Raw genomic sequence first — 25,355 nt, forward strand, 5'->3', positions numbered from 1 at the left:
TTCGAATTCTATTGAGGCGCGTAGATTTTTACGGGAGACATCACGGAAACAACGGCCTTTCAGAAGGACATAACCATGACAGTGGACACAACGTCTATCGATACGCTCGTCGTTGGCGCGGGCCAGGCGGGGGTTGCCATGAGTGAGCATCTGAGCAAGCTCGGCGTGCCGCATCTCGTGCTGGAGCGCGACCGCATCGCCGAGCGCTGGCGCACCGGCCGATGGGATTCGCTCGTCGCCAACGGCCCGGCCTGGCACGACCGTTTCCCTAATATGGAGTTCGCGGATTTCGACCCCAATGCGTTCGCATCGAAAGATCAGGTCGCGGACTACTTCGCCGCGTACGCAGAAAAATTCGATGCGCCCATTCGCACCGGCGTCGAAGTGAAGAAGGTCGTGCGCAATGCGGGGCGGCCGGGCTTTACCATCGATACATCTGACGGAACCATCGAAGCGAATCGCGTCGTCGTCGCGACCGGTCCGTTTCAGCGTCCCGTGATTCCGCCTATCGCGCCGAAGTCCGCGAAGCTCACGCAGATTCATTCCGCCGACTATCGCAATCCGCAGCAATTGCCGGAAGGCGGCGTGCTCGTCGTCGGCGCGGGATCGTCGGGCGTGCAGATCGCCGATGAATTGCAGCGCGCGGGACGGCATGTGTATCTCTCGGTCGGAGCGCACGATCGTCCGCCGCGCGGTTATCGCGGACGCGACTTCTGCTGGTGGCTCGGCGTGCTCGGCGAATGGGACGCGGAAGTGATGAAGCCAGGCCGCGAGCACGTAACCATCGCGGTAAGCGGCGCGCGCGGCGGTCATACGGTGGATTTTCGCCGTCTCGCGCATCAGGGCATCACGCTCGTCGGCCTGACGAAATCATTCGACGATACGCGCGTCACGTTCGAAGCCGATCTCGCGGATAACATCCGTCGCGGCGACGAGAACTATCTGTCGTTGCTCGACGCCGCCGATGCCTACGCCCAACGCAACGGCCTCGATCTTCCCGACGAGCCCGAAGCGCGCGTCATTCCCGCCGATCCCGAATGCATGACGCATCCGCTGCTCGAACTCGATCTGGCGGAAGCGGGCGTCACGTCGATTATCTGGGCAACGGGTTATGCCGTCGATTTCAACTGGCTGCAAGTCGATGCTTTCGACGAGAAGGGCAAGCCGAAACATCAGCGCGGCGTGGCGAAGGAACCGGGCATCTATTTCCTCGGCTTGCCGTGGCTTTCGCGACGTGGCTCCGCATTCATCTGGGGCGTGTGGCACGACGCGAAACATATCGCCGATCACATCGTCACGCAGCGCAAGTACCTCGCTTATTACGACACGCCGCAACGTCGCGTGGATATCGACCGCGAAGAAGAGCGCGCGCCGGATGCATCGCGCGCTCACAAGGTCAGCGAGATGGGCGTCAACTGATTACAAACTATTCGTATCAAGGTGCATTCGATGAGCCAACCCACGCATACCCGTATCCGCATGTTCAACACGAAGGATACGTATCCGAATCAGTCGCTCGATAACGATCTCTGTCAGGCCGTACGCGCGGGCAACACGGTCTATGTGCGCGGTCAGATCGGCACGGACTTCGACGGCAAGCTCGTCGGTCTCGGCGATCCGCGCGCGCAAGCCGAACAGGCGATGAAGAACGTGAAGCAGTTGCTCGAAGAAGCGGGCAGCGATCTATCGCACATCGTCAAGACGACGACCTATCTCACCGACGTGCGGTTTCGTGAGCCTGTGTATCGCGAAGTCGGCAAATGGCTGAAGGGCGTGTTCCCGATTTCGACGGGCCTCACCGTCGTCGCGCTCGGTCAGCCCGAATGGCTGATGGAGATCGACGTGATCGCCGTCATTCCCGAGGGATGGACGCCGCCACAGGAGCACGCATGACCTTCTCCATCGTCGGGCGATGCGAAGAGACCGGGCAGCTCGGCATCGCGATCAGTTCATCGAGCATCGCGGTTGGCGCGCGTTGTCCGTGGGTGCGCGCGGGCGTCGGCGTCGTCGCGACGCAGAACGTCACGCTGCCCGCGCTCGGTCCGCAGATTCTCGATGCGCTCGAAGGTGCGCAGATCGATGCCAGCGCCGCGCTCGAACGCACGCTGGGCGCGCATGAATGGCGCGAGTATCGGCAGGTGACCGTCGTGGATGCGCAAGGCCGCACCGCGTTTTTCAGCGGCAAGCAGGCGCTCGGCACGTATCACGCGGTCGCGGGCGCGCAATGCGTCGCGGCGGGCAACATGCTCGCGGGCGTGCATGTCATCGAAGCGATGATTCCCGCATTCGAGAACGCATCGGGCCATCTCGCGGATCGTCTGCTGGCTGCGATGCACGCGGCCATCGCAGCGGGCGGCGAAGCGGGGCCGGTGCATTCGGCGGCGCTGAAGATAGCGGGCGAGCAAAGCTGGCCGCTCGTCGATCTGCGTGTCGACTGGGCCGACGACGATCCCATCGGCAAGCTCGATGCGCTCTGGCGCGCCTACGAGCCGCAGATGCGGGACTACGTGACGCGCGCGTTGAATCCGACCGCCGCACCCAGCTACGGAGTGCCGGGCGATGAGTGACGTGACGAGCCGCGCGCTGCTCGAACGGCTGATCGGTTTCGCTACCGTCAGCCGCGATTCGAATCTCGCGCTGATCGAGTTCGTGCGCGATTACCTCGCGCAATTCGATATCGAAAGCGAGCTGTTCTACAACGCCGAGCGCACGAAGGCGAATCTGTTCGCGACGATCGGACCGCGCGATCGCGGCGGCATCGTGTTGTCGGGGCACACGGATGTCGTGCCCGCCGATGGTCAGCCGTGGACCGTCGATCCTTTCCGTCTCACGGAAAAAGATGGCCGGATGTATGGACGCGGCACAGCGGACATGAAAGGCTTTCTCGCGTCGGTGCTCGCGTCGGTGCCGATGTTCGTCGAACGCAAACTGAACATGCCCGTGCATCTGGCGTTTTCATACGACGAGGAAGTCGGATGCCTCGGCGTGCGGCCGATGCTCGCGCAACTCGAAAAGCGCGCGCACAAGCCCGTGCTGTGTCTGATCGGCGAGCCGACATCGCTCACGCCCGTGCTCGGTCACAAGGGCAAGCTCGCGATGCGTTGTCAGGTCAAGGGCGCGCCGTGTCATTCCGCATATGCGCCTTATGGCGTGAACGCGATTCAATATGCGGCGCGTCTCATCAATCGGCTCGAAGAGATCGGCGAAGCACTCGCGCAGCCCGACCATCACGACGCGCGTTTCGATCCGCCTTTCTCGACCGTGCAAACGGGTGTCATCAAAGGTGGCCGCGCGCTCAACATCGTGCCCGCGGAATGCGAGTTCGATTTCGAAGTGCGCGCGTTGCCGGGCTTCGACGCGAACGCCGTCGCCGGCGATTTGCACGCCTACGCGCAAGCTGAGCTATTGCCGAAGATGCGCGCCGTGAAATCCGACACTGACATTCGCCTCGAGGCGCTGTCCGCGTATCCCGCGCTCGCGACATCGCCCGATAGCGAAGCGGCGCGTCTCGTCGCGCTTCTGAGCGGATCAACGGAATTCGGCACGGTGGCGTTCGGCACGGAAGGCGGACTCTTCGACGAAGCGGGCATTCCGACCGTCGTATGCGGTCCCGGCAGCATGGATCAGGGTCACAAGCCCGATGAATACGTGAGCATCGAACAACTTCACGATTGCGACGCGATGCTGGTACGCCTCGCGGACCATCTCTCTACAGCAGCCTGAATCTTCAGACGCCGCAGGCGATACCGGCGCACGCGCGCCAGGGCATCGCTTTGCCGCGCACAAACAGGAGACGACTTTGACTAGTACGCCACGCAACGCTTCTCCGCTGATCGAGAAGCACACCATCGGCTATGTGCCGCCCGAGGATCGACACGGCAAGGTGCGCGACCTGTTCACGTTGTGGTTCGGCGGCAATATCGCGCCTTTGCCTATCGTGACGGGCGCGCTCGGCGTGCAGATCTTTCATCTGAACTTGCTGTGGGGCATCGTTGCGATCATCGTCGGGCAGGCGGTGGGCGGCGTGCTGATGGCGCTGCATTCCGCGCAGGGGCCGCAAATGGGCATCCCGCAGATGATCCAGAGCCGCGCGCAGTTCGGTTCGTGGGGCGCGCTGCTCGTGACCGTCATTGCGGGCGTGATGTACGTGGGCTTCTTCGCGTCGAATATCGTGCTTGCGGGGAAATCGCTGCATGGCATCGAGGCATCGGTGTCGGTGCCCGTGGGCATCGTGATCGGCGCGCTGGGATCGGGGCTGATCGGCATCATCGGATACAGGTTCATTCATATCCTGAACCGCATCGGAACGTGGGTGCTCGGCATCGGTATTTGTGTGGGCTTCGGCTACATCCTCACGCATGTATCGACGGACGATTTCTTCACGCGCGGCGGCTTCAACATCGCCGGATGGCTCGCGACGGTCTCGCTCTCGGCGCTGTGGCAGATCGCGTTCGCGCCGTACGTGTCCGACTATTCGCGCTACTTGCCGGCGAACGTGCGCGTATCGTCGACATTCTGGGCGACGTATCTCGGCTGCACGATCGGCTCGACGCTCGCCTTCGCGTTCGGCGCGGTCGCGGTGCTCGCGGTGCCGCCCGGCGCCGATGCGATGGACGCCGTGAAGCTCGCCACCGGACCGCTCGGCCTGCCGATGCTCGTGCTGTTTCTTCTGAGCGTCATCAGCCATAACGCGCTGAATCTCTACGGCGCGGTGCTCGCGGTCATCACGTCGTTGCAGACGTTTGCGTATCGATGGATTCCGACGGCGAAGGCGCGCGCCGTGTTGTCGGTCATGATCCTGATCGCGTGCTGCTATGGCGCGATCGGCGCATCGACGAACTTCGTCGGCAATCTCGTCGATCTCGTGCTCGCACTGCTCGTCGTGCTCGTGCCGTGGACCGCGATCAATCTCATCGACTTCTACGTGATTCACGAGGGCAAGTACGACATCCAGTCGATCTTCCAGGTGGACGGCGGCATCTACGGACGCTTCAGCCCGCAGGCGCTGATCGCCTATGCGATCGGCATCGCGGTGCAGATTCCGTTCATGAACACGCCGATGTACGCGGGCCCGGTGCCGAAGTATCTCAATGGCGCGGACTTGTCGTGGGTCGTCGGCTTGCTGCTGACGTCGCCGGTGTATTACTGGCTCGCGTCGCGCGATACCGGTTATCGGCGCCGGCAGAACGCGGCGCACGTGGCCTCCAACGCCGCGCGATGATCACGCCTGCGACGACCGCAGATGTATGCCGAGCGCGCGCCGCGCGCTCAACGCAAGCAGCGCGCACGACAGCGCGTTGAACAGAAAGAGTCCGCTCGGCCCGACGATCGTCATCATCGCCGATGCGAGCGCGGGCCCGGTCATGCCGCCGAACGAGAACAGCACGAGCAGCAACGCCGATATCGCCACGCGATGATGCGCCTCCGTGCGGTCCTGCACGTGCGACACGATCAGCCCGTATTGCGTGAACGTCACGGCGACATAGACGAGCGTCGCGGCCCAGGTGACCGCGCGCACGTCGAAGCAGAAGAGCACGAGACTCAGCGCCGCCGATATCGACGCCGTGTAGTACACGAGGCGGCGGCGGTCGACCTTGTCGGAGAGACGGCCCATCGGCCATTGCGGCACGAGCGCGCCGATCAGCGCGATGCCCATGAAGGTCGCGAGATCGCTCGTCGAGAAACCGGAACGTTCGAGATAGACGGGCATCATCGCGTAAAAGCTGCTGTAGATGAGGCCCGCGAGAATGCAGCCCGGCACCGCGAGCGGCGCGGACACCATCATCTCGCGCACGCTTTCGCGCCATGTGCGCGCAGGCACGCGATGCAGCGTCTCGTCGGCGACTTTCACCGGCCAGCCTTCGAGCAGCGTCACCGGCATCACGGCGGCGGCGAAAAGCGCGGCGGCGATCGAGAATTGCTGCCCGCCCGAGCCCGCGCCCACGTTCAGCAGAAATTGCCCCGTGCCAACCGCCAGATAGTTGATGGCCGCGTAGGAGCCGAAGACCTGCCCGCGCTTCTCGTTCTCGACCGTGCCGTTGAGCCAGCTTTCGATCGACGTATAGAGCCCCATGAACGCGAAGCCGGTCAACAGACGCACCGCGCCGAGCGTCCACGGCGATTGGGCCGCGCCGAACGCGAGCGCGAGTATCGACGCCGCCGCCGAGAACGCGACGAACGTCCGGTGCTGCCCGATCCGGTCGATGAGCCTGCGATTGAACACCGCGCCGAGGATGAAGCCTGCGTAATAGCAAGATTGAATCAGGCCGATGACGATCGTCGGATAACCCGATTGCAGGATGCGCAAGGGAATCAGCGTCTGGAAGAGACCGTTGCCGACGATCAGCAACGCGTAGCTGCACAAAAGTCCGGCGAGCGCGCGGTAACTGCTGCCCGCGACGCCTGAAACGTGCGGCGCGGCATCGGCGGGTGCGGCGGCGGCGGGCGGCGTCTGACGGCCGAACAGCTTGGCTTCGGAGAGGGGACCGGTGCGCGCGACGGCGGGCGCTTCGATATCCGGGTCCGGCTCGCCGTGCGGCTCGTCGTGCGTCTCGATGCGTGTCTCGTATGTTTTGCTTGCCTGATCGTCTGCCGCTGCGTCTTCGATATTTGACATGACACCCTTGAAGGTCGCTTCGATGATTGCGGTTTCGGCCGCTCGCGCTTCTTGTCGGCGCGCCGGATAACGATGGTAACCGGCGTCGGCGGTATCGGATGTTCCATTTTGTTTCCCGATTTGTTCCGTGACGCCTTCCGTCATCCGGACAACGCGGCGATGCGCCGCGTGAAGACCTGTCACAATCGCACTCTCCGACGTTACTCGACGAGACGGCCGCAATAGCGTGTTTGCCGGGCCGTGTCATCCGACTGCGGCGTGCGAGGCGCGCCGCGCTTTTTCTCCCATCACAAGGAGCAAGCGATGCCAACGATGCAGGCAGTGCAGGTAACGAAAGCGAAGGGTCCGCTCGAAGTGGTCGAGCGCGAGGTGCCGGAACCGCCCGCGGGACACGTGCTCATCAAGGTGCAGGCCTGCGGGATCTGCCATAGCGATTCGCTCACCGTCGAAGGACTCTGGCCCGGGCTGCAATTTCCACGCGTGCCGGGTCACGAGATCGCGGGCGTGATCGAGAAACTCGGCGCGGACGTCGAAGGATGGACGCAAGGGCAGCGCGTCGGCGTGGGCTGGCACGGCGGGCATTGCGGCCATTGCGAGCATTGCCGTCACGGCGACTTCGTGCTTTGCCAGCGCGCGCTCGTGCCCGGCATCAGCTATGACGGCGGCTACGCGGACTACATGGTCGCGCCGCAGGAAGCGCTCGCGCGCGTGCCCGACGATCTCTCCGACGTCGATGCCGCGCCGCTCCTGTGCGCGGGCATCACCACGTTCAACGCGCTGCGCAACAGCGGCGCGCGCGCGGGCGAAGTGGTCGCGGTGCTCGGCATCGGCGGGCTCGGGCATCTGGGCGTGCAGTTCGCGCGCAAGATGGGCTTCGAGACAGTGGCGATCGCGCGCGGACAGGACAAGGCGCCGCTCGCGAAAGAACTCGGCGCGCATCATTACATCGACAGCGAATCGCAGAACGTCGCCGATGCCCTCAAGGCGCTCGGCGGCGCGCGCGTGGTTCTCGCGACCGCGACGAGCGGCCGTGCGATGAGCGCGGCGATCGGCGGGCTCGGGCTGAACGGCAAGCTCATCATGGTCGGCATTTCCGAGGAACCGGTCGAGGTGCCGATCACGCAGTTCATCATGGGCCGGAACTCGGTGCAGGGCTGGCCGTCCGGCACGGCGGCGGATTCGCAGGAAACGCTCGCGTTCAGCGCGCTGTCGGGCGTGAAGCCGATGATCGAGGAATATCCGCTGTCGCGCGCGCCCGAGGCCTACGAACGGATGATGAGCGGCAAGGCGCGCTTCCGGGTCGTGCTGAAGCCCGGCGAATGAAGTCGGCCGCCGTCAGAAAAGCCGACGACCGTTTCGGATCGCAACGGTAAGAATCTTTCCGGTGCGCGCGAAGCGCATCATCGAAAATCGCTCGAAGCCCCGCCAGCCGGGGCTTCAACACATTTGGCCCGGCCCTTGCATTGATGGCGCTCCAGACAACCCGGAGCCGCACATGATCGAACCAGGCCGAGCCGCGACGCTCACCCACACCGTCACCCACGCCGACCTCGCGTCCGCCCACGCGCGCGATGCGGGCGAGCGTTATCCCGATGTGCTCTCGACGCCCGCGCTGCTGTCGCTGATCGAGCGCGCCTGCGCCGATGTGCTGCGCGATGTCGTCGGCGAGGGACAGCTTTCCGTCGGCGTGACGACGCATCTCAATCATCTCGCGCCGACGCCGCTAGGCGCCGACGTTTCCGCCACCGCGACCTTCCGCGATATCGACGGTGCGCTGTACTGGTTCGATGTCGTCGCAAGCGATGCACTCGGGCCGGTCGGCACCGGAAGCCACGCGCGCGCGATTGTCGAGCGCGCCGCGATCGAAGCGCGCGCCGCGAAACGCCGCCGCGCCGAATGACGCCCACACGAGGAGAGACCACGCACATGTCCGACTATTCCCCGACGCACGGCGTCTTCTTCGACGAAGCGTTCGAAACGCTCGCATCCGGCGAGGTGCGCCGTCATCAGGACGCGCTGTGGGCATCGCACTGGCCGTATCTGCGCGCGATGTCGGCGTTCTACCGGACGAAGCTCGCGCACTGGACCGGCCGCGACGACATCACGCTCGATACGCTGCAGGACATGCCCTTCACCGAGAAGGACGAGTTGCGCGTGAGTCAGGAAGGCGCGTCGCCGTACGGCGATTACGTCGCGTGCGCGGAGGCCGGCATCGCGCGGCTGCATCGCACGTCGGGCACGACCGGCCGTCCGCTGATTCTCGCCAACAGCGCGCGCGATGCCGAGGACATCGCCCGCGTCGGCGCGCGCTCGATGTGGGCGGCGGGCCTGCGTCCGGACGATCGCGTCGTGCATTGCCTGAACTACTGCATGTGGACGGGCGGCTTCACCGATCACACGATTCTCGAAGCGACGGGCGCGACGGTCGTGCCGTTCGGCGTCGGCAATACGCGGCTGCTGATCGATTCGATCGTGAACCTCGGCATCAACGCGATCTCGTGCACGCCGTCGTATCCCGCGCTGATCGAACAGGTGTTGCGCGAAACCGGCGGACCCGCGCCGCGCGATCTCGGGCTGAAGCTCGGCCTCTTCGGCGGCGAAGCGGGTCTCGACAATCCGGAACTGCGCGCCGCGATGGAAGAGAAGTGGGGCTTCAAGGTGCGCAACGCGAACTTCGGCCTCTCGGAAGTACTGAGCATTCTCGGCGGACAAACCGACTGGACGAACGATCTGCTCTATCACGCGGCGGATGTCGTGTTCGCGGAGATCGTCGATCCGCAGACGCTCGCGCGCTTGCCGATCGAAGCGGGCACGACCGGCGAGCTCGTCTGCACGCATCTGCGCAAGCAATGCCAGCCGCTCGTGCGCTATCGGACGCGCGACGTCGTCACAGTGACATCGACCGATCCCGGCCCGGACGGCCGCAGTGCGTGGCGCTTCCGCGTGACGGGCCGCACCGACGACATGTTCAACGTGCGCGGCATCAACGTGTTTCCGGGCGCCGTGCGGCTCGCTGTAGAGGCGTTGCCGCAATGGGCGTCGGGCATGTTCCGAATCGTGCTGAAAGGGCCGGGCCCGTATGACAGCATCGCGATGACCGTCGAGGCCGCGAACGGCTTGCCGGCCGAGCGCTGGCCGGATGCGGCATCGCGCATCGAAGCGGCGGTGCGCGAGCGTATCGGCGCGAGCGCGGCCGTGACGATGGTCCCGTTCGAACACTTTCCGCGCACCGAAGGCAAGACACGCTGGATCGACAAGGAGCCTGCATGAGCTACGTGAAGACACGCATGGATGGACCGGTTGGCATCGTGACGCTCGCGCGTCCCGAGCGCATGAACGCGATCGGCGGGCCGCTGCTCGACGATCTGCACGACGCGCTGCAACGCGCGAACGACGACGCATCGTGCCGCGTGATCGTGCTGACCGGCGAAGGCCGCGCGTTCTGCGCCGGCGACGATCTCAAGGAGTTCGGCGAACAGAGCGCGAGCGAGGCGAGCATTCGCAGCCACATCGAACGCATACAGCGCATCACGCGAGATCTCATGTTCAACGCGAAGCCGGTCGTCGGCGCGGTGCACGGCTTCGCGGTCGGCGGCGGCTTCGAATGGATGCTCAATTGCGATGTCGTCGTGGCATCGGACGATCTCGTCGCGTTCTTTCCGGAGATGGAGTGGGGCCAGTTCGTCACCGGCGGCGTCACGCATCTGCTGCCGCAATCGGCCGGCCATCAACGCGCGATGGAGCTATGGCTGCTCGGCGAGCGGCAAAGCGCGCAAGCGTTGCTGTCGATGGGCCTCGTCAATCGCGTCGTGCCGCGCGAAGCGCTGCTCGATACGGCGATGGCGCTCGCATCGCGCATCGCGCAGCGTTCGCCGTCGTCGATCGCGCGGCTCAAGCGGCTCGTGACGATGGACCTCACCGACACGCTCGCGCGCAGTCTCGACCTCGAATTCGCCGCGACGATCGAAGCCTTCGCGGACCCCGACGCGGCCGAGCGCGTGAAAGCCTTCGCCACGCGAAAGGAGCGCGCGCAATGAACCCGAAAGCCCTGACGTTCGATTACTTCGGCACGCTCGTCGACGTGGATCGCGGCGGCACGCTCGGCATGGCGGAAGTGCTGCGGCGGCTGTCGGTCGAAACCGGCGAGTCCGCGTTCGATGTCTATCTCGACTGGGACATCCGCAACGTGCGGCTGTATCGCGGTCAAGCCTACACGCGTTATCGCGATGTCGCGCGCGAGGCGCTCGCCGCGATGCTCGATGCGCGCTGGCCCGGCGCGCGCCGCGGTCATGCGATGGACACGCTCACCGACGTGTTCCTCACGCATCTCGTCGAGGCGTCGCCGCCGCACGACGACGCCGCGCCGTTTCTCGACTGGGCCGCGTCGCGCTATCCGCTCATGCCGATCACCAACATGGATAGCGACCTGTGGCGCCGCACGCAGCTCACGCGCTACTTCGAGCACGTGACGACCGCGGAGATGGCGCAGGCCTACAAGCCGTCGCAGGCGATCTTTTCGCTCGCGCTCGACCGCCTCGCGCTGAATGCGCGCGACGTGCTGCATTGCTCGCTCGCGAGCTGGGCGGATATCGATGGCGCGAAGCCGCTCGGCATGGCGGTCGCGTGGATCAATCGCGGCGGCGACACGCTCGGCACGTGGCAGCCGCGCCCGGATTTCGAGTTCGATACGCTGTCGCCGGTACGGGACGTTCTGGATGGTCTGTCATTCACAGCGACTGGGGAAACGATATGAAACCGATGAAAACGGCGATGAGTTTCATCGCATGCGCGATGCTGCTATCGAATGTCGCGCACGCGCAGGAAGTGGTGAAGATCGGCGTGGCCGGTCCGCTCACGGGCAGCGCGGCGCAAAGCGGCAAGGACGACGAACGCGGCGTGCGTCTCGCCATCGACGAGCTGAATGCGAAGGGCTTCACGATCGCGGGCAAGCCTGTGAAATTCGAACTCATCTCGATGGACGATCAGGGCGATCCGAAAGTCGGCGTGAATGTTGCGCAAAAGCTCGTCGACGATGGCGTGGCGGCGGTCATCGGCCATTACAACTCGGGCGTGAGCATTCCGGCGGCGCGCATCTACAACGATGCGAAAGTCGTGATGATGACGGGCGCGTCGTCGAATCCGGACCTCACGCATCTCGGCTATCCGTATGTGTTTCGCCTCGCCACCAACGACAACGTGATGGGCGGGCGCATGGCGGTCTATGCTTCCAAGGTGCTGGGCGCGCAACGCGCCGCCGTGATCGACGACCGCACCGCGTACGGCACGGGCGTCGCGGACGTGTTCATCAAGACCGCGAAGAAGGAAGGCTTGCAGATCGTCGCGCGCGAATACAGCACCGACAAGGCGACCGACTTCAAGGCGATTCTCACGCAGGTCAAGTCGCGCAATCCTCAGGTGGTGTTCTACGGCGGCTACTACGCGCAGGCCGCGACGCTCGCGCGGCAGATGGGCGAACTCGGCGTGAACGCGACGCTCGTGGGCGGCGACGGCATCTGTTCGCCGGAGTTCGACAAGCTCTCGGCGGGCGTAGCGGACAAGCGCATGTTCTGCGCGCAAGGCGGCGCGCCGCTCGACACGCTGCCCGACGGAAAGAACTTCCGCGCGAAGTTCAAGAGCGCATTCAGCGCCGATGTCGATACCTACGCGCCTGCGTTCTATGCGGCGACGCTCGTCGTCGCTGATGCGATGCGCAAAGCGGGATCGGCGAAACCCGAAGTGTTCGTGAAGGCGCTGCGCGAGCAGTCCTTCGATAGCATTCTCGGCCCCGTGAAGTTCGATGCGAACGGCGACTGGATCGATGCGCCCGTCACGGTGTATCGGCTGAACGGCGGCGCGCTCACGGCGATCGCGCAGAAGGACTGAACGCGCCGTATCGTGCCATGCAGCATCGGGCAGCGGGATTTTGTCCTGCTATATTCGAAGCCGTTGCCCGACCGTCACGCAGGTAGACATGGCCACCGTCGCGCTCGATCCCGATATCGCCACGCTGGAAAGCGCGCTCGCATCGTCGCGCTGGCGCGAAGCGCGCCGGCTCGCTGCGCGGGAAGCGAACGCGTGTGTCTTCACGCTGGATCGCAGCGGCCACGTGCTCGAAGGCCGCGCGCAAATCGGCGATGCCGCGCTCGATGCCTTCTTCGCGCGATGCCCTTCCGCGCGCCTCGCCGCGCTCGCGGAAGCGGCCACGGTTTCATCGGACGGACGCTGCGTGACGTTCGCGTTGCCGGACTTCGATGCAGCGATCGCGCAGGCATTCGCATTACGTGTCGACGCGCATGGCCGCCGCGTTTTTCTTGTCGCGTTGCGTTTGCACGATGCAGCGGAGAACGCCACGCCCGCGCCGTGGATCGCGCTGCTCGGCGCGACGCTCGACGTGCTGCTGCACAGCGCGTTCGATCTTGCCGCGTACGACACGCTCGTCGAAGAACAGCGCGCGATCATCGATCATATCGGCGATGGCCTGATGGTGATCGGCCAGGGCCATGTGTTGCGGCACGTCAATTCGGTTGCGGGACGCATACTCGGCATCGATCCGAAGACGAGTATCGGCAAGACGCTCAACGAGGTGATCGATTTCGAGCCTATCGTCGGGCCGATCTATCGGACGGGCGTGGGTTATGTGGATCGCGAACTCATCATCGATTCGCCCGCGCGGCATCTTCATCTGCTCGATACCGCGATTCCGATCAAGAATCGATGCGGCGAAGTGGTGTCGGTGGTCAACACGTTTCGCGAGATGCGGCGCGTGCGCAAGATGGCGGGGCGCTACGCGGGCAATCATGCGCGCTTCACGTTCGACAGCGTGATCGGTTCGAGCGCGGCGCTCAAACGTGCGGTCGACTCCGCGAAGAAGGCGGCGCGCGGCGCATCGAACGTGTTGTTGTCGGGCGAGAGCGGTGTCGGCAAGGAAGTGTTCGCGCAGGCCATTCACAACGCGAGCGCGCGCGCCGCGCAGCCGTTCATCGCGATCAATTGCGCGGCGCTGCCGCACGCGCTGATAGAAAGCGAACTCTTCGGCCATGCGCCGGGCAGCTTCACCGGCGCGGCGCGCGAAGGGCGTCCTGGCAAGTTCGAATCGGCGGATGGCGGCACGGTGTTTCTCGATGAAATCTCGGAGCTGCCCATCGACGTGCAGGCGAAGCTTCTGCGCGTGTTGCAGGAGCGCGAGGTCACGCGTATCGGCGATACGCGCGGCATTCCCGTCGACGTGCGGATCATATGCGCGAGCAATCGCGATCTTGCATCGATGGTGCTCGCAAAGACGTTTCGCGAGGATCTCTACTATCGATGCAATGTGATCGAGATCACGATTGCGCCGCTGCGCGAGCGTCGAGAGGACATTCGCGCGATGGCCGCGTTCTTTCTCGATCGATACTGCACGCGCATGCACAAGCCTACGCCGGAGATCGCGGAACAGGCGTTGCGGCAACTCGAAGCGCACGACTGGCCGGGCAATGTGCGCGAGATCGAGAACCTCGTCGAGAAGATCGTCAATTTCAACGAAGGCGAGCGTATCGCGGATGTGTCGGCGCTTCTAGGCGCTGCATCGGTTGCGCCGGCGCGCGGTGAATCGGCGGGGCGCGGTGGCGAGCCGGTGTCGCTGAAGGAAGCGGAGCGCATCGCGATTCAGGCTGCGCTCGAAGCGAGCCGTTTCAACGTGACGCATTGCGCGAAGTTGCTGCAGGTGTCGAAGCCCGCGCTTTACGCGAAGATGAAGCGGCACGGGATTCGGATCGAGCGGGGAATTCGGCAGGGGGCGGATATCTTGGACTAGCTAATCGTCCTTCCGCATCGACAACACCTCATTGCTAAAAACAGCGCTTGACCCGAGCGCATCGCATGCCGGCGAATTCCGCCGCCGATGCCCGGATCGATTCACTCGCCGTCTCGCCGCGTCGGATCATGGAAGCGCTTTCCATCGCCGATGTCAGCCGTCCACTGGCGCGAGCGGCGTTTCGAGATTGAGTTGATAAAACGCCGCATCCAGCCAGCGGCCGAACTTGAAACCGGCTTGCGTGATCGTTCCCGAATGCGTGAAGCCCAGCCGCGTATGCAGGCGAATGCTGCCCGCGTTCGCCGCGTCCACGCAGCCGACGAGCACATGCACCTGCGCCTGTCTCGCACGCTCGATCAGTTCGCGCAACAAACGCTCGCCGAGCCCGAGTCCGCGGCAATCGCGATGCACGTAGACGCTGTGCTCCACCGTGTACTTGTAGGCGGGAAACGCGCGGAACGTGCCCCAGCTCGCGAAGCCGAGCAGCTTGCCCGACGCATCGACCGCGCCCACGACAGGACAGCCGCCCGCGCGCTTCGACGCGAACCATGTCGACATTGCCGATGCGGGGCGCGGCACGTAGTCGTACAGCGCCGTCGAATTGACGATGGCCTCGTTCAGAATGTCGAGGATGGCCGCCGCGTGCTCGGCCTCGTTGCAATCGATGAGCCGCACGTCGTCGCGGTCTTCGGTGGTGTTCATACGTTTTCCGTTCAGGCTGAAGATGATTCAGGTTGCGGACGCGTCGCTGATCGCGAGGATGTAGCGCGCCGCCTTCGATGCAGGGTTGCTGAAGATGAGCGGCCGGTCGAGCCGCATCGCGAGGCAATCGCCTTGCTGGAGCGCATGGAGCACGTCGGCGATCACGATATCGATGCGTCCGCTCATTACCCAGACCTGCTGATGCAGCGCCGAGTCGCGTCCGCCCGTTTCGTAAGCGACGCGCGCCCCCGGCGGAAAATCCACTTCGACCAGTTTGAACGGCGACGGCCAGCCAGGCGGCGACAAGTTCCGGCGCGTGTAGCCGGATTCCGGATCGCGCCATTTAAGCTGCTCGCGACGCCGCACGACAGGCTGCGCGCGCGCGTTGTCCTGCTCGCCGCCGAAGAGACTCGCGAGCGATACGCCGAGCCCCGCCGCCAGCTTGTCGAGCACGACGGCGGTCGGGCTGGCCGCGCCGCGCTCGATCATCGATATCATCGAACGGCTCACGCCGCAGCGCGCCGCGAGCGCGTCGAGGGTATAGCCGCGCGCGGCGCGCAGCTCGCGCACGTACTCCGCGATGCGCGAGTTGATGTCGCTCTCGTTTCCATCGTCGGAAGAAGACTTGACGGTATCTAGCATAATGGACTCAGTTTCCAATAAGCTGGACGTCGATGTCAAGCGAAACGGGCTCCGCTGCACGAAGACAGCGGAGCCCGTCGAAGGCGCTTGCGGTCGAGTCAGATCAGCCGTACACGGGGAAACGCTTCGTCAGTTCGGCGACCTGTTGACGCACGCGTTCGAGATTGCCCGCGTCTTCGGGGCTTTCCAGCACATCGGCGATCAGGTTGCCGACGATCTCCGCTTCCTTCGTGCCGAAGCCTCGCGTAGTCATCGCGGGCGAGCCGAGACGCACGCCGCTCGTGACGAACGGCTTTTCCGGATCGTTCGGAATCGCGTTCTTGTTCACCGTGATGTGCGCCGCCCCGAGCGCGGCTTCCGCCGCCTTGCCGGTGATCTTCTTCGCACGCAGATCGACGAGCATCACATGGCTTTCCGTGCGGCCCGACACGATGCGCAGGCCGCGCTTCACCAGCGTTTCGGCGAGCACGCGCGCGTTGTCGACGACACGCTGCTGATACTCCTTGAACTCCGGCGACAGCGCTTCCTTGAACGCGACGGCCTTCGCGGCGATTACGTGCATGAGAGGACCGCCCTGAATGCCCGGGAAGATCGCGGAATTGATCTGCTTCTCGTATTCGGCTTTCATCAGGATCACGCCGCCGCGCGGGCCGCGCAGACTCTTGTGCGTGGTCGTCGTGACGAAGTCGGCGTGCGGCACAGGATTCGGATACACCCCCGCCGCAATCAGGCCGGCATAGTGCGCCATGTCGACCATCAGATAGGCGCCGACGCTCTTCGCGATCTTCGCGAGCCGCTCGAAGTCGATCTTCAACGCAAACGCCGACGCGCCCGCGACGATCAGCTTCGGCTTGTGCTCGTTCGCAAGCTGCTCGGCCGCTTCGTAGTCGATGTCCTCGGATTCGTTCAGGCCGTAGCTCACGACGTTGAACCACTTGCCCGACATGTTCACCGGCGAGCCGTGCGTGAGGTGGCCGCCTTCGGCGAGGCTCATGCCCATGATCGTGTCGCCCGGCTTGAGCATCGCGAAGAACACGCCCTGATTCGCCTGCGAGCCGGAATTCGGCTGCACGTTCGCGGCTTCGGCGCCAAAAAGCTGCTTCACGCGGTCGATAGCAAGCTGCTCGACGACGTCGACATACTCGCAACCGCCGTAATAGCGCTTGCCGGGATAGCCTTCCGCGTACTTGTTGGTGAGTTGCGAGCCTTGCGCGGCCATCACTGCGGGGCTCGTGTAGTTTTCCGACGCGATCAGTTCGATGTGATCTTCCTGACGCCGGTTTTCATCCGTGATAGCCGCCCAGAGTTCCGGATCGACGTTTTCAACGGTGCTGGCTGCGCGATTGAACATGATGGTTACCCAGTTGTAGAGAGAAGCGGGTTGGCGCGGGAACGCGTGACTGTCCCGTATTCCATCGAAAGCCGGCGTCGCAGGATAGAAGAATTTCGACATTGCGCTGGAACGCGGGCACCCGTCTGGTGCGCGCGTGCGTGCGCGTGTCGATGAGCGCGCGCCGCTTCAGTGCATGAATACGGCCGCAACGCGCCGCAGCCCCGTCAGTTCAACGTTGGCACGCTTATCGCATAAAGTGCTGCGGGAGTGGCAGTCACAATCTGGCAAATGGACGACTAGGGTTCCGGTCCGCATCGACGTCGATGCGCGACGCTGGTCCGAGAGTTGTCGACCTCGAACGAGGTTACACGGCGGGACAAAAGCCCGGGAGAGAACGCGATGCGTCGCGCCGCTCCTGCCGTCGATAACCGTTTACCGCGAGGTCAATCTCATGCGCGTCCGTTTTCTCGCCGCTGCCGCCGTCGCTCTCTCCCTGTGCTTCTCCACGCCTTCGTTCGCTCAGGCCCGCAAGGACTTCAAGGTCTGCTGGACCATCTATGCCGGCTGGATGCCGTGGGGCTATGCGAAGACGCAGGGCATCATGTCCAAGTGGGCGAAGAAGTACGGCATGGAAGTCGATGTCGTGCAGCTCAACGACTACATCGAATCGATCAATCAGTACACCGCCGGCAAGTTCGATGGCTGCGCGATGACCAACATGGACGCGCTCACGATTCCCGCGACGGGCGGCGTGGACAGCACGGCGCTCATCGTGAGCGACTACTCGAACGGTAACGACGGCGTGCTCGTGAAGGGCGCGGGCAAGAAGGTCGCCGATCTCAAGGGCCAGCAGGTCAATCTCGTCGAGCTTTCGGTGTCGCATTATCTGCTCGCGCGCGCGCTCGAATCGGCGGGCATGAGTGAGCGCGACATCAAGACCGTCAACACGTCCGATGCGGATATCTCCGGCGCATTCGCGACGTCCGCCGTGCACAACGCGGTCACCTGGAACCCGATGCTCGCCGATCTCAAGGCGAAACCCAACGTCACCGAAGTCTTCGATTCGAGCCGCATTCCCGGCGAGATCATGGACATGATGGTCGTGAACACGAAGACGCTGCACGACAACCCCGCGCTCGGCAAGGCGCTCACGGGCGCATGGTTCGAGATCATGCAGACGATGCACGGAACGTCGCCCGGCAGCGAGGCCGCGCTCACGTCGATGGCGAAGGCATCGGGCACCGATCTCGCCGGCTACAAGTCGCAGCTTTCGACCACCGCGCTCTTCTACACGCCGCAACAGGCGCTCGACTTTGCGACGAGCCCGGACATGCCGAAGATCATGACCCGCGTCGCGCAGTTCTCGTTCGACCACGGTCTGCTCGGCAAAGGCGCGCCGAACGCGGGCGCGGTCGGCATGGCGTTCGACAACAACGTGATCGTCGGCAGCAAGAGCAACCTGAAGCTGCGCTTCGATCCGACCTACGTGCGCATGGCCGCGCAAGGAAAGCTGTGAGCCTCGCGGCATTCTGAAGAGGAGAGGCCCATGCGGCTCATCAACCGGCACCCCGGCCGCACCGGCAGTCTGATGCTGTTGCTGCTGCCCTTCATCGTGCTCGTCGCGGTGTATTTCACCGGCTCGTCGTTGCGGCTGCAAGTCAATCCCGACGACAAGCTGTTGCCGTCCGCCGCGCAGATGAACAACGCGCTCGACGAATACGCGTTCACCGAAGACAAGCGCACCGGCGAACATCTGATGCTGAGCGACACGCTATCGAGCATGAAGCGCCTCGGGATCGGGCTTGCCGCGAGCGCGGCCATCGCGCTCGTGTTCGGCATCGTGACGGGCAGCATTCCGCTCGCGGGCGCGACGCTCTCGCCGTTCATCACGGTGATATCGATGATCCCGCCGCTCGCCGTGCTGCCGATACTCTTCATCGTCTTCGGACTCGACGAGTTGTCGAAGGTCGTGCTGATCGTGATCGGCATCACGCCGATGATGATTCGCGATCTGCAGCAGCGCACGCGCGAGATTCCCGAGGAACTGTGGATCAAGGCGCAGACGCTCGGCGCATCGAGCTGGACGCTCATCTTGCGCGTGATCGTGCCGCAGCTTCTGCCGCGCCTTCTCATCGCGCTGCGGCTCGCGCTGTGTTCCGCGTGGCTCTTTCTGATCGCGGCCGAAGCGATCGCATCGACGGACGGGCTCGGCTATCGCATCTTCCTCGTGCGCCGCTATCTCGCGATGGACGTCATCCTGCCGTATGTCGCGTGGATCACGCTGCTCGCATGGCTCATCGACGAGGCGCTGCGCCGCCTCACGCGATGGGCGTTCCCCTGGTATCAGGAAGGTCGCGGAGGCCGCGCATGATCGAGATCCGCAACCTGTGGAAGCAGTACGGCGATCAGGTCGTGCTGGAGCGGCTCAATCTGCGTATCGCGGAAGGCGAGTTCTGCTCGATGGTCGGCGCTTCGGGCTGCGGCAAGTCGACCTTTTTGCGTCTGTTGCTCGGCCAGGAACGCCCGACACGCGGCGAAATTCTGCTCGACGGCGATCCGTTGCCAGGCGAACCGGACGCGCATCGCGGCGTCGTGTTCCAACGCTATTCGGTGTTCCCGCATCTCACCGTGCTGCGTAACGTGATGCTCGGGCTCGAACTGCCGCAAGCGCGTTTCACCGGTCGCCTGTTCGGCGCGCGCAGGCGTCTCGCACGCGATGAAGCCGTCGCGATGCTCGCACGCGTCGGTCTTGCCGATTCGCTCGACAAGTACCCGCATCAACTTTCCGGCGGCATGCAGCAACGTCTCGCGCTGGCGCAGGCGCTCGTGATGAAGCCGCGCGTGCTCCTGCTCGACGAACCCTTCGGCGCGCTCGATCCCGGCATCCGCCGCGACATGCACGCGCTGCTGACGAGCCTCTGGCGCGAAGCGAAGCTGACCGTCTTCATGGTCACGCACGATCTAAAAGAAGGCTTCACGCTCGGCAGCCGCGTGCTCGTGTTCGACAAGGTACGCATCGATCCGCAAGCGCCGCAGGCTTACGGCGCGCGCATCACCTACGACATTCCGCTCGAACGCAACGGCGTGCGTGCATCGCAACCGGCGCTGGAGATGCCTTCGCTGCTCGCCGTGCCCGCATGAACGAAAGGACCATCCAATGAACGAAACCCTGCTCGAAGAAACGATTCCCGGCGGCGGTCATGCGTCGCTGATCGTGAAGCGCGGCCAGTCGCTGCGTCTCACCGACGTGCGCGGCGGCGCGAACGTCGCAATGCTGTTGTTCAATGCTGCCGAAAAAAGCGAGCATTTGAATCTGCCCGATACGCTCAAATGCCAGCACACCGCGAAGCTCACGAGAGGACATTGCCTTTATTCCGACATGGGACGCGTGCTCGCCGCGATCGTTGCGGATACCTGCGGATGGCATGACAGTCTCGCGGGCGTATCGAACGCGGCGGAAGTGTTCGAGAAGTATGGCGAAGGGCGCTATCAGGAATTGCGCAACGCGTTCTATCGCAACGGCACCGACAACCTGCTCGTCGAACTCGGCAAATGGGGACTCGGCCTCGCGGACCTTCTGATGACGCTCAATCTCTTCAGCCGCGTCGACGTGAGCGATGCGGGCCTGCTGAACTTCGTTCGCGGCAATTCGCAAGCGGGCGATTACATCGAACTGTATGCGCCGATGAACACACTCGTCGTGCTGACGGCGATTCAACATCCGCTCGATCCGAACCCCGAGTACGCACCGAAGCCTGTGAAGCTCACGCTGAGCGATGCCGACGCGCAGACGGCGGAAGTTTGCCGCACGTCATGCGATGAAAACACGCGCGGCTTCATCAACACAGAACGATTCTTTCTCTGAGCGGGAGACGCGCATGACGACATCGATACTCACGGCCAGCACGCGCGATACCGCCGACGCGGCCTTTCGCGAGACCTTGCCCGCGGGCGAGCCGTGGCTCAAGGAACTGAAGGCGGGGCAGACCTTGCGCATCCGCGATGTCGAAGGCAATCAGGCCATCGACACGTTGTTCTACAGCGCCGCCGATCCGCGCGAACGCTACGACGCGCAACGCACGCTGCGCCGTCAGCAAAGCCTCTATCTGACGACGGGCACCGTGCTCTATTCGAACCTCGGCAATCCGATGCTGACCATCACCGCGGATACCTGCGGCCGTCACGACACCTTGGGCGGCGCGTGCGCGCAGGAAAGCAACACCGTGCGTTATGCGCTCGAAAAGCGCTACATGCATAGCTGCAGGGACAACTACCTGCGCGCATGCGCGCACGATGGCCGTCTCTCGAAGCGCGACATCGCCGCGAATATCAACTTCTTCATGAACGTGCCGGTGACGTCCGAGGGCGGCCTCACGTTCGAGGATGGCATTTCGGGCGCGGGCAAGTATGTCGAGCTGCACGCGGAGATGGACGTGATCGTGCTGATCTCGAACTGCCCGCAACTGAACAATCCGTGCAACGCATACAACCCGACGCCGGCGGAGCTGACGATATGGAACTGATCACCTTGCGCCGCTGGCTCTACGCGATGATGAAGGCCCGCGCGGAACGCCTTCTGCCGATGGATCGCCGCCCGAAGCACTGAAGGCGCCGGAAGCGACATGACGGGGACGACCCTGGCATGCATGCCCACGTGGCGGGACGACCCGCCCACGCATTGAACATCCACTCATGTTCGACAAAGTCCTCATCGCGAATCGCGGCGCGATTGCGTGCCGCATTCTGCGCACATTGCGCGAGCTGAACATTCCCGGTGTCGCCGTCTATAGCGAAGCGGATCGCGCGAGCCGTCATGTCCATCTCGCCGATACGGCCTTCAGTCTCGGCGACGGCCCCGCGAACGTCACCTATCTCGACATCGCGAAGCTGCTCGACATCGCACGCGAACACGGCGTGCAGGCGATTCATCCGGGCTACGGCTTTCTGTCGGAGAACGCGGCGTTCGCTGATGCGTGCGAAGCCGCTGGCATCGCGTTCATCGGCCCGGCGCCGGCGCACTTGCGCGCATTCGGCCTGAAGCACACGGCGCGCGCGATCGCCGCCGAACAAGGCGTGCCGATGCTCGAAGGCACCGGCCTGCTCGACGACATCCGCGCGGCGCTCGATGCCGCGCAACAAATCGGTTATCCGGTGATGCTCAAGAGTACGGCGGGCGGCGGCGGCATCGGCATGCGCGTGTGCCGAGGCGATGACGAACTCATCGCGCAGTTCGATATCGTCAAGCGGCTCGGGCAAAACAACTTCAGCGATGCGGGCGTGTTCCTCGAGAAGTACATCGAGCGCGCGCGGCATCTCGAAGTGCAGGTGTTCGGCGATGGCCACGGCGACGCGATCGCGCTCGGCGTGCGCGACTGCTCGGTGCAGCGTCGCAATCAGAAGGTGCTCGAAGAAACGCCCGCGCCGAACCTGCCTGAAGGCATGGAGGCCGCGCTCTGCGATGCAGCGATCAGGCTCGCGCGGGCGGTGTCGTATCGCTCGGCGGGCACGGTCGAATTCGTGTACGACAGCGAGGCGGCGCGCTTCTATTTCCTCGAAGTGAACACGCGCTTGCAGGTCGAGCATGGCGTGACGGAACAAGTGTGGGGCGTGGATCTCGTGCGCTGGATGATCGAGCTTGCGGCGGGCGAACTGCCGCCGCTCGATATGCTCGTGCGCGATCTCGCGCCGCGCGGTCACGCGATCCAGGCGCGTCTTTATGCCGAAGATCCGGGCCGCGATTTCAAGCCCTGTCCGGGCCTTTTGACGGACGTGTCGTTTCCATCGGCGGATGGCCGCGCGTTGCGTATCGACACATGGATCGAAGCCGGTTGCGATGTGCCGCCGTGGTTCGATCCGATGCTCGCGAAGCTGATCGCGTGGCAGCCGACGCGCGACGAAGCACGCCACGCGCTCGATGCGGCGCTCGACGCGACGCGCATCTACGGCGTCGAAACGAATCGCGCTTATTTGCGGCAGATTCTTGCGGATGCGCCTTTCGCGAGCGGACAGCCGTGGACGCGCTGTCTCGAAGGCCTGCGCTATCGCGCATCGACGATGGAGGTGCTGAGCGGCGGCACGCAGACGACGGTGCAGGACTATCCGGGACGCCCCGGTTACTGGGCCGTGGGCGTGCCGCCTTCGGGACCGATGGACGATCGCGCGCTGCGTCTGGGCAACAGCCTGATCGGTAACGACGACGATGCCGCCGCGCTCGAAATCACGATGAGCGGCCCGACGCTGCGCTTCAACACCGACGCGGTGGTCGCCGTAACGGGCGCGACGCTGCCCATCATGCTCGACGACATCGCACAGCCGATGAACACGACGTTCTTCGTTGCGGCCGGCTCGACGCTCGCGCTCGGCGCGATTCGCGGTGCGGGCGCGCGGGCGTACCTTTGCGTGCGCGGCGGGCTGGATGTCGCGCGCTATCTCGGCAGCCGCAGCACGTTCACGCTCGGCCAGTTCGGCGGACATGGCGGACGCGCGCTGCGTGCGGGCGACGTGCTGCATCTCTCCACGCTGACGAATCGCGATGCAGGCGCGGCGTTGCCCGATGCGCTCGCGCATCGCTTCGACGACGTGCGCGTGTTGCGTGTCATCTATGGTCCGCACGGCGCGCCGGAATATTTCAGCGCGGCATACATCGAACGTTTTCTCGATACCGAGTGGGAAGTGCACTTCAATTCGAGCCGCACGGGCGTGCGTCTCATCGGTCCGAAGCCCGAATGGACGCGCGCCGATGGCGGCGAAGCGGGACTGCATCCGTCGAACATTCACGACAATCCGTATGCCGTCGGCGCGATCGATTTCACCGGCGACATGCCCGTGATTCTCGGCCCCGACGGTCCGAGTCTCGGCGGCTTCGTGTGCCCGGTCACGGTGATCGAAGCGGACCTGTGGCGCATCGGCCAGTTGAAGGCGGGCGACAAGGTGCGCTTCGTGCCCGTCGATATCGGGTCGGCGCGTGCGGAACCCGTGCGGCAGACGGCATTGCAATCGCCGGTCGTGCTCACTATCGGTGACGGCAATGAACGGCTCGTCGCGCGCCTGTCCGGCGATACCCATCTGCTGCTCGAAATCGGCCCGCCCGAACTCGATCTCGTGTTGCGCTTTCGCGGCCACGCGCTGATGCAATCGCTCGAAGCGTTGCAGTTGCCCGGCGTCGTCGATCTGACGCCCGGCATTCGCTCGCTGCAGATTCATTATCAGCCGGAACGATTGCCGCTCGATGCGCTACTCGAAAACGTCGCGACCGCATGGCAAGGCGTGCTGCTGCAAAAGGACTTGCGCGTGCCGTCTCGCGTCGTGCATCTCCCGCTGTCGTGGGACGATCCCGCGTGCCGCCTCGCCATCGACAAGTACATGACGACCGTGCGCAAGGACGCGCCCTGGTGCCCGAGCAACCTCGAGTTCATCCGGCGCATCAACGGTCTCGATTCGATCGACGACGTGAAGCGCGTCGTGTTCGATGCGAGCTATCTCGTGATGGGCCTGGGCGATGTCTATCTCGGCGCGCCGGTCGCAACGCCGCTCGATCCGCGTCATCGGCTGGTGACGACGAAGTACAACCCGGCGCGCACGTGGACCGCGGAGAACTCGGTCGGCATCGGCGGCGCGTATCTTTGCGTGTACGGCATGGAAGGGCCGGGCGGATACCAGTTCGTCGGGCGCACGTTGCAGATGTGGAACCGCTATCGTGAAGTCGCGGATTTTGCGGGACGTCCGTACCTGTTGCGCTTCTTCGATCAGATCCGTTTTTACGAAGTTTCCGCCGATGAATTGCTGCGCATACGCGAGGCGTTTCCGCTCGGACGCCATCCGTTGAAGATCGAGGAGACAGAGCTGTCTCTCGCGGACTATCAGGCGTTTCTCGATCGCGAAGCGGACGGCATCACGCGTTTTCGCACGCAGCAGCAGGCGGCGTTTTCGGCCGAGCGGCAACGCTGGCACGAAGCCGGCAGCGACGAGATCACGCTCGACGCACCCGAGGCGATCGAAGCGCAGACCGCGCCGCTCGCCGATGGCCAGATCGCCGTCGACAGCGAGATCGCGGGCAATCTGTGGCAAGTGCGCGTCGAGCGGGGCGCGAGCGTCGAGGCAGGCGACGTGCTCGTCGTCATCGAGTCGATGAAGATGGAGATATCCGTCATCGCGCCATGCGCGGGCACCGTCGGCGAGATACATGTCGCGCCGGGTGCGTCGGTGCGCGCGGGGCAGCGCGTCGCCGTGATCGAACAGCATGCATCATGACAACATCGCATCAAGAGGAA

General features: G+C 64.3%; 22 protein-coding genes and 1 riboswitch. Of the genes, 18 read left to right on the plus strand and 4 right to left on the minus strand.

All coding sequences use genetic code 11. From position 1 onward, the window contains the following. The first annotated feature begins 75 nt into the window (after positions 1 to 75). The 5 genes from AWB77_RS09840 (at position 76) to AWB77_RS09860 (ending at position 5,221) form a co-directional block, all read left to right on the plus strand. Complete coding sequence (locus AWB77_RS09840) at positions 76 to 1,419, plus strand: flavin-containing monooxygenase (protein ID WP_061134237.1); 1,344 nt, start codon at positions 76 to 78, stop codon at positions 1,417 to 1,419. A gap of 30 nt (positions 1,420 to 1,449) precedes the next feature. Then, positions 1,450 to 1,893: a RidA family protein gene (locus AWB77_RS09845; RefSeq protein WP_061134238.1), complete on the plus strand. Its 444-nt coding sequence runs from the start codon at positions 1,450 to 1,452 to the stop codon at positions 1,891 to 1,893. Continuing rightward, positions 1,890 to 2,567, plus strand: a complete 678-nt coding sequence (locus AWB77_RS09850) for a DUF1028 domain-containing protein (RefSeq protein WP_061134239.1) — start codon at positions 1,890 to 1,892, stop codon at positions 2,565 to 2,567. The genes AWB77_RS09845 and AWB77_RS09850 overlap by 4 nt, the downstream gene beginning before the upstream one ends. Continuing rightward, complete coding sequence (gene argE / locus AWB77_RS09855; protein WP_061134240.1) at positions 2,560 to 3,723, plus strand: acetylornithine deacetylase; 1,164 nt, start codon at positions 2,560 to 2,562, stop codon at positions 3,721 to 3,723. Before AWB77_RS09850 ends, argE begins: the two co-directional genes overlap by 8 nt. A gap of 76 nt (positions 3,724 to 3,799) precedes the next feature. Beyond that, positions 3,800 to 5,221: a purine-cytosine permease family protein gene (locus tag AWB77_RS09860; protein WP_061134241.1), complete on the plus strand. Its 1,422-nt coding sequence runs from the start codon at positions 3,800 to 3,802 to the stop codon at positions 5,219 to 5,221. Here AWB77_RS09860 and AWB77_RS09865 read toward each other — a convergent pair whose 3' ends face one another. After that, positions 5,222 to 6,616, minus strand: coding sequence for an MFS transporter (locus tag AWB77_RS09865; RefSeq protein ID WP_061134452.1), 1,395 nt, complete (start codon positions 6,614 to 6,616; stop codon positions 5,222 to 5,224). A gap of 303 nt (positions 6,617 to 6,919) precedes the next feature. On the opposite strand from AWB77_RS09865, the gene AWB77_RS09870 reads away from it, so the two are divergent. From AWB77_RS09870 to AWB77_RS09900, 7 genes are all read left to right on the plus strand, one after another. Then, complete coding sequence (locus AWB77_RS09870) at positions 6,920 to 7,939, plus strand: alcohol dehydrogenase (RefSeq protein WP_061134242.1); 1,020 nt, start codon at positions 6,920 to 6,922, stop codon at positions 7,937 to 7,939. A 172-nt stretch (positions 7,940 to 8,111) separates the two neighbouring features. Next, the gene (locus AWB77_RS09875; protein WP_061134243.1) at positions 8,112 to 8,516 is read left to right on the plus strand and encodes a thioesterase family protein; all 405 of its coding nucleotides are present in this window, start codon (positions 8,112 to 8,114) and stop codon (positions 8,514 to 8,516) included. Between the two features lie 26 nt (positions 8,517 to 8,542). Further along, a complete protein-coding gene (locus AWB77_RS09880) occupies positions 8,543 to 9,886 on the plus strand; it encodes a phenylacetate--CoA ligase family protein (RefSeq protein ID WP_061134244.1) in 1,344 nt (447 codons plus the stop codon). Next, on the plus strand, positions 9,883 to 10,653 hold the full coding sequence (locus tag AWB77_RS09885) for an enoyl-CoA hydratase/isomerase family protein (RefSeq protein WP_061134245.1): 771 nt from the start codon (positions 9,883 to 9,885) through the stop codon (positions 10,651 to 10,653). Before AWB77_RS09880 ends, AWB77_RS09885 begins: the two co-directional genes overlap by 4 nt. Continuing rightward, on the plus strand, positions 10,650 to 11,369 hold the full coding sequence (locus AWB77_RS09890; protein WP_061134246.1) for an HAD family hydrolase: 720 nt from the start codon (positions 10,650 to 10,652) through the stop codon (positions 11,367 to 11,369). Before AWB77_RS09885 ends, AWB77_RS09890 begins: the two co-directional genes overlap by 4 nt. Next, the gene (locus AWB77_RS09895; protein WP_061134247.1) at positions 11,366 to 12,499 is read left to right on the plus strand and encodes a branched-chain amino acid ABC transporter substrate-binding protein; all 1,134 of its coding nucleotides are present in this window, start codon (positions 11,366 to 11,368) and stop codon (positions 12,497 to 12,499) included. The genes AWB77_RS09890 and AWB77_RS09895 overlap by 4 nt, the downstream gene beginning before the upstream one ends. Positions 12,500 to 12,587: 88 nt before the next feature. After that, the gene (locus AWB77_RS09900) at positions 12,588 to 14,408 is read left to right on the plus strand and encodes a sigma-54 interaction domain-containing protein (protein ID WP_061134248.1); all 1,821 of its coding nucleotides are present in this window, start codon (positions 12,588 to 12,590) and stop codon (positions 14,406 to 14,408) included. A 153-nt stretch (positions 14,409 to 14,561) separates the two neighbouring features. Here the strand turns inward: AWB77_RS09900 and AWB77_RS09905 are convergent, their stop codons facing one another. From AWB77_RS09905 to glyA, 3 genes are all read right to left on the minus strand, one after another. Next, positions 14,562 to 15,110, minus strand: coding sequence for a GNAT family N-acetyltransferase (locus AWB77_RS09905; protein WP_061134249.1), 549 nt, complete (start codon positions 15,108 to 15,110; stop codon positions 14,562 to 14,564). 27 nt (positions 15,111 to 15,137) lie between these two features. Next, complete coding sequence (locus AWB77_RS09910) at positions 15,138 to 15,752, minus strand: helix-turn-helix domain-containing protein (protein WP_061134250.1); 615 nt, start codon at positions 15,750 to 15,752, stop codon at positions 15,138 to 15,140. A gap of 103 nt (positions 15,753 to 15,855) precedes the next feature. Then, positions 15,856 to 17,103 (minus strand): serine hydroxymethyltransferase, encoded by a 1,248-nt coding sequence (glyA, locus tag AWB77_RS09915; protein WP_061134251.1) that lies wholly within the window; start codon positions 17,101 to 17,103, stop codon positions 15,856 to 15,858. Positions 17,104 to 17,370: 267 nt separating this feature from the next. Continuing rightward, a riboswitch (guanidine-I (ykkC/yxkD leader) is annotated at positions 17,371 to 17,478 on the plus strand. A gap of 58 nt (positions 17,479 to 17,536) precedes the next feature. Here glyA and AWB77_RS09920 point away from each other — a divergent pair. The 6 genes from AWB77_RS09920 to uca all read left to right on the plus strand — a co-directional run bounded on the left by AWB77_RS09920 (position 17,537) and on the right by uca (position 25,335). Further along, positions 17,537 to 18,601 (plus strand): putative urea ABC transporter substrate-binding protein, encoded by a 1,065-nt coding sequence (locus AWB77_RS09920; protein WP_061134252.1) that lies wholly within the window; start codon positions 17,537 to 17,539, stop codon positions 18,599 to 18,601. A gap of 30 nt (positions 18,602 to 18,631) precedes the next feature. Continuing rightward, positions 18,632 to 19,456, plus strand: a complete 825-nt coding sequence (locus AWB77_RS09925; protein WP_061134253.1) for an ABC transporter permease — start codon at positions 18,632 to 18,634, stop codon at positions 19,454 to 19,456. Then, positions 19,453 to 20,226, plus strand: coding sequence for an ABC transporter ATP-binding protein (locus tag AWB77_RS09930; protein ID WP_061134254.1), 774 nt, complete (start codon positions 19,453 to 19,455; stop codon positions 20,224 to 20,226). The genes AWB77_RS09925 and AWB77_RS09930 overlap by 4 nt, the downstream gene beginning before the upstream one ends. 16 nt (positions 20,227 to 20,242) lie before the next feature. After that, positions 20,243 to 20,950, plus strand: a complete 708-nt coding sequence (locus AWB77_RS09935) for an urea amidolyase associated protein UAAP1 (protein ID WP_061134255.1) — start codon at positions 20,243 to 20,245, stop codon at positions 20,948 to 20,950. 13 nt (positions 20,951 to 20,963) lie between these two features. Continuing rightward, positions 20,964 to 21,608 carry an urea amidolyase associated protein UAAP2 gene (locus AWB77_RS09940; protein WP_061134256.1) on the plus strand — a complete coding sequence of 215 codons (645 nt, stop codon included), beginning with the start codon at positions 20,964 to 20,966 and terminating at the stop codon, positions 21,606 to 21,608. A 169-nt stretch (positions 21,609 to 21,777) separates the two neighbouring features. Then, on the plus strand, positions 21,778 to 25,335 hold the full coding sequence (uca, locus tag AWB77_RS09945) for an urea carboxylase (RefSeq protein ID WP_061134257.1): 3,558 nt from the start codon (positions 21,778 to 21,780) through the stop codon (positions 25,333 to 25,335). The last annotated feature ends 20 nt before the right edge of the window (positions 25,336 to 25,355 follow it).

This window comes from Caballeronia fortuita (genome assembly GCF_001544835.2).
In the GTDB taxonomy this organism is placed as follows: domain Bacteria; phylum Pseudomonadota; class Gammaproteobacteria; order Burkholderiales; family Burkholderiaceae; genus Caballeronia; species Caballeronia fortuita.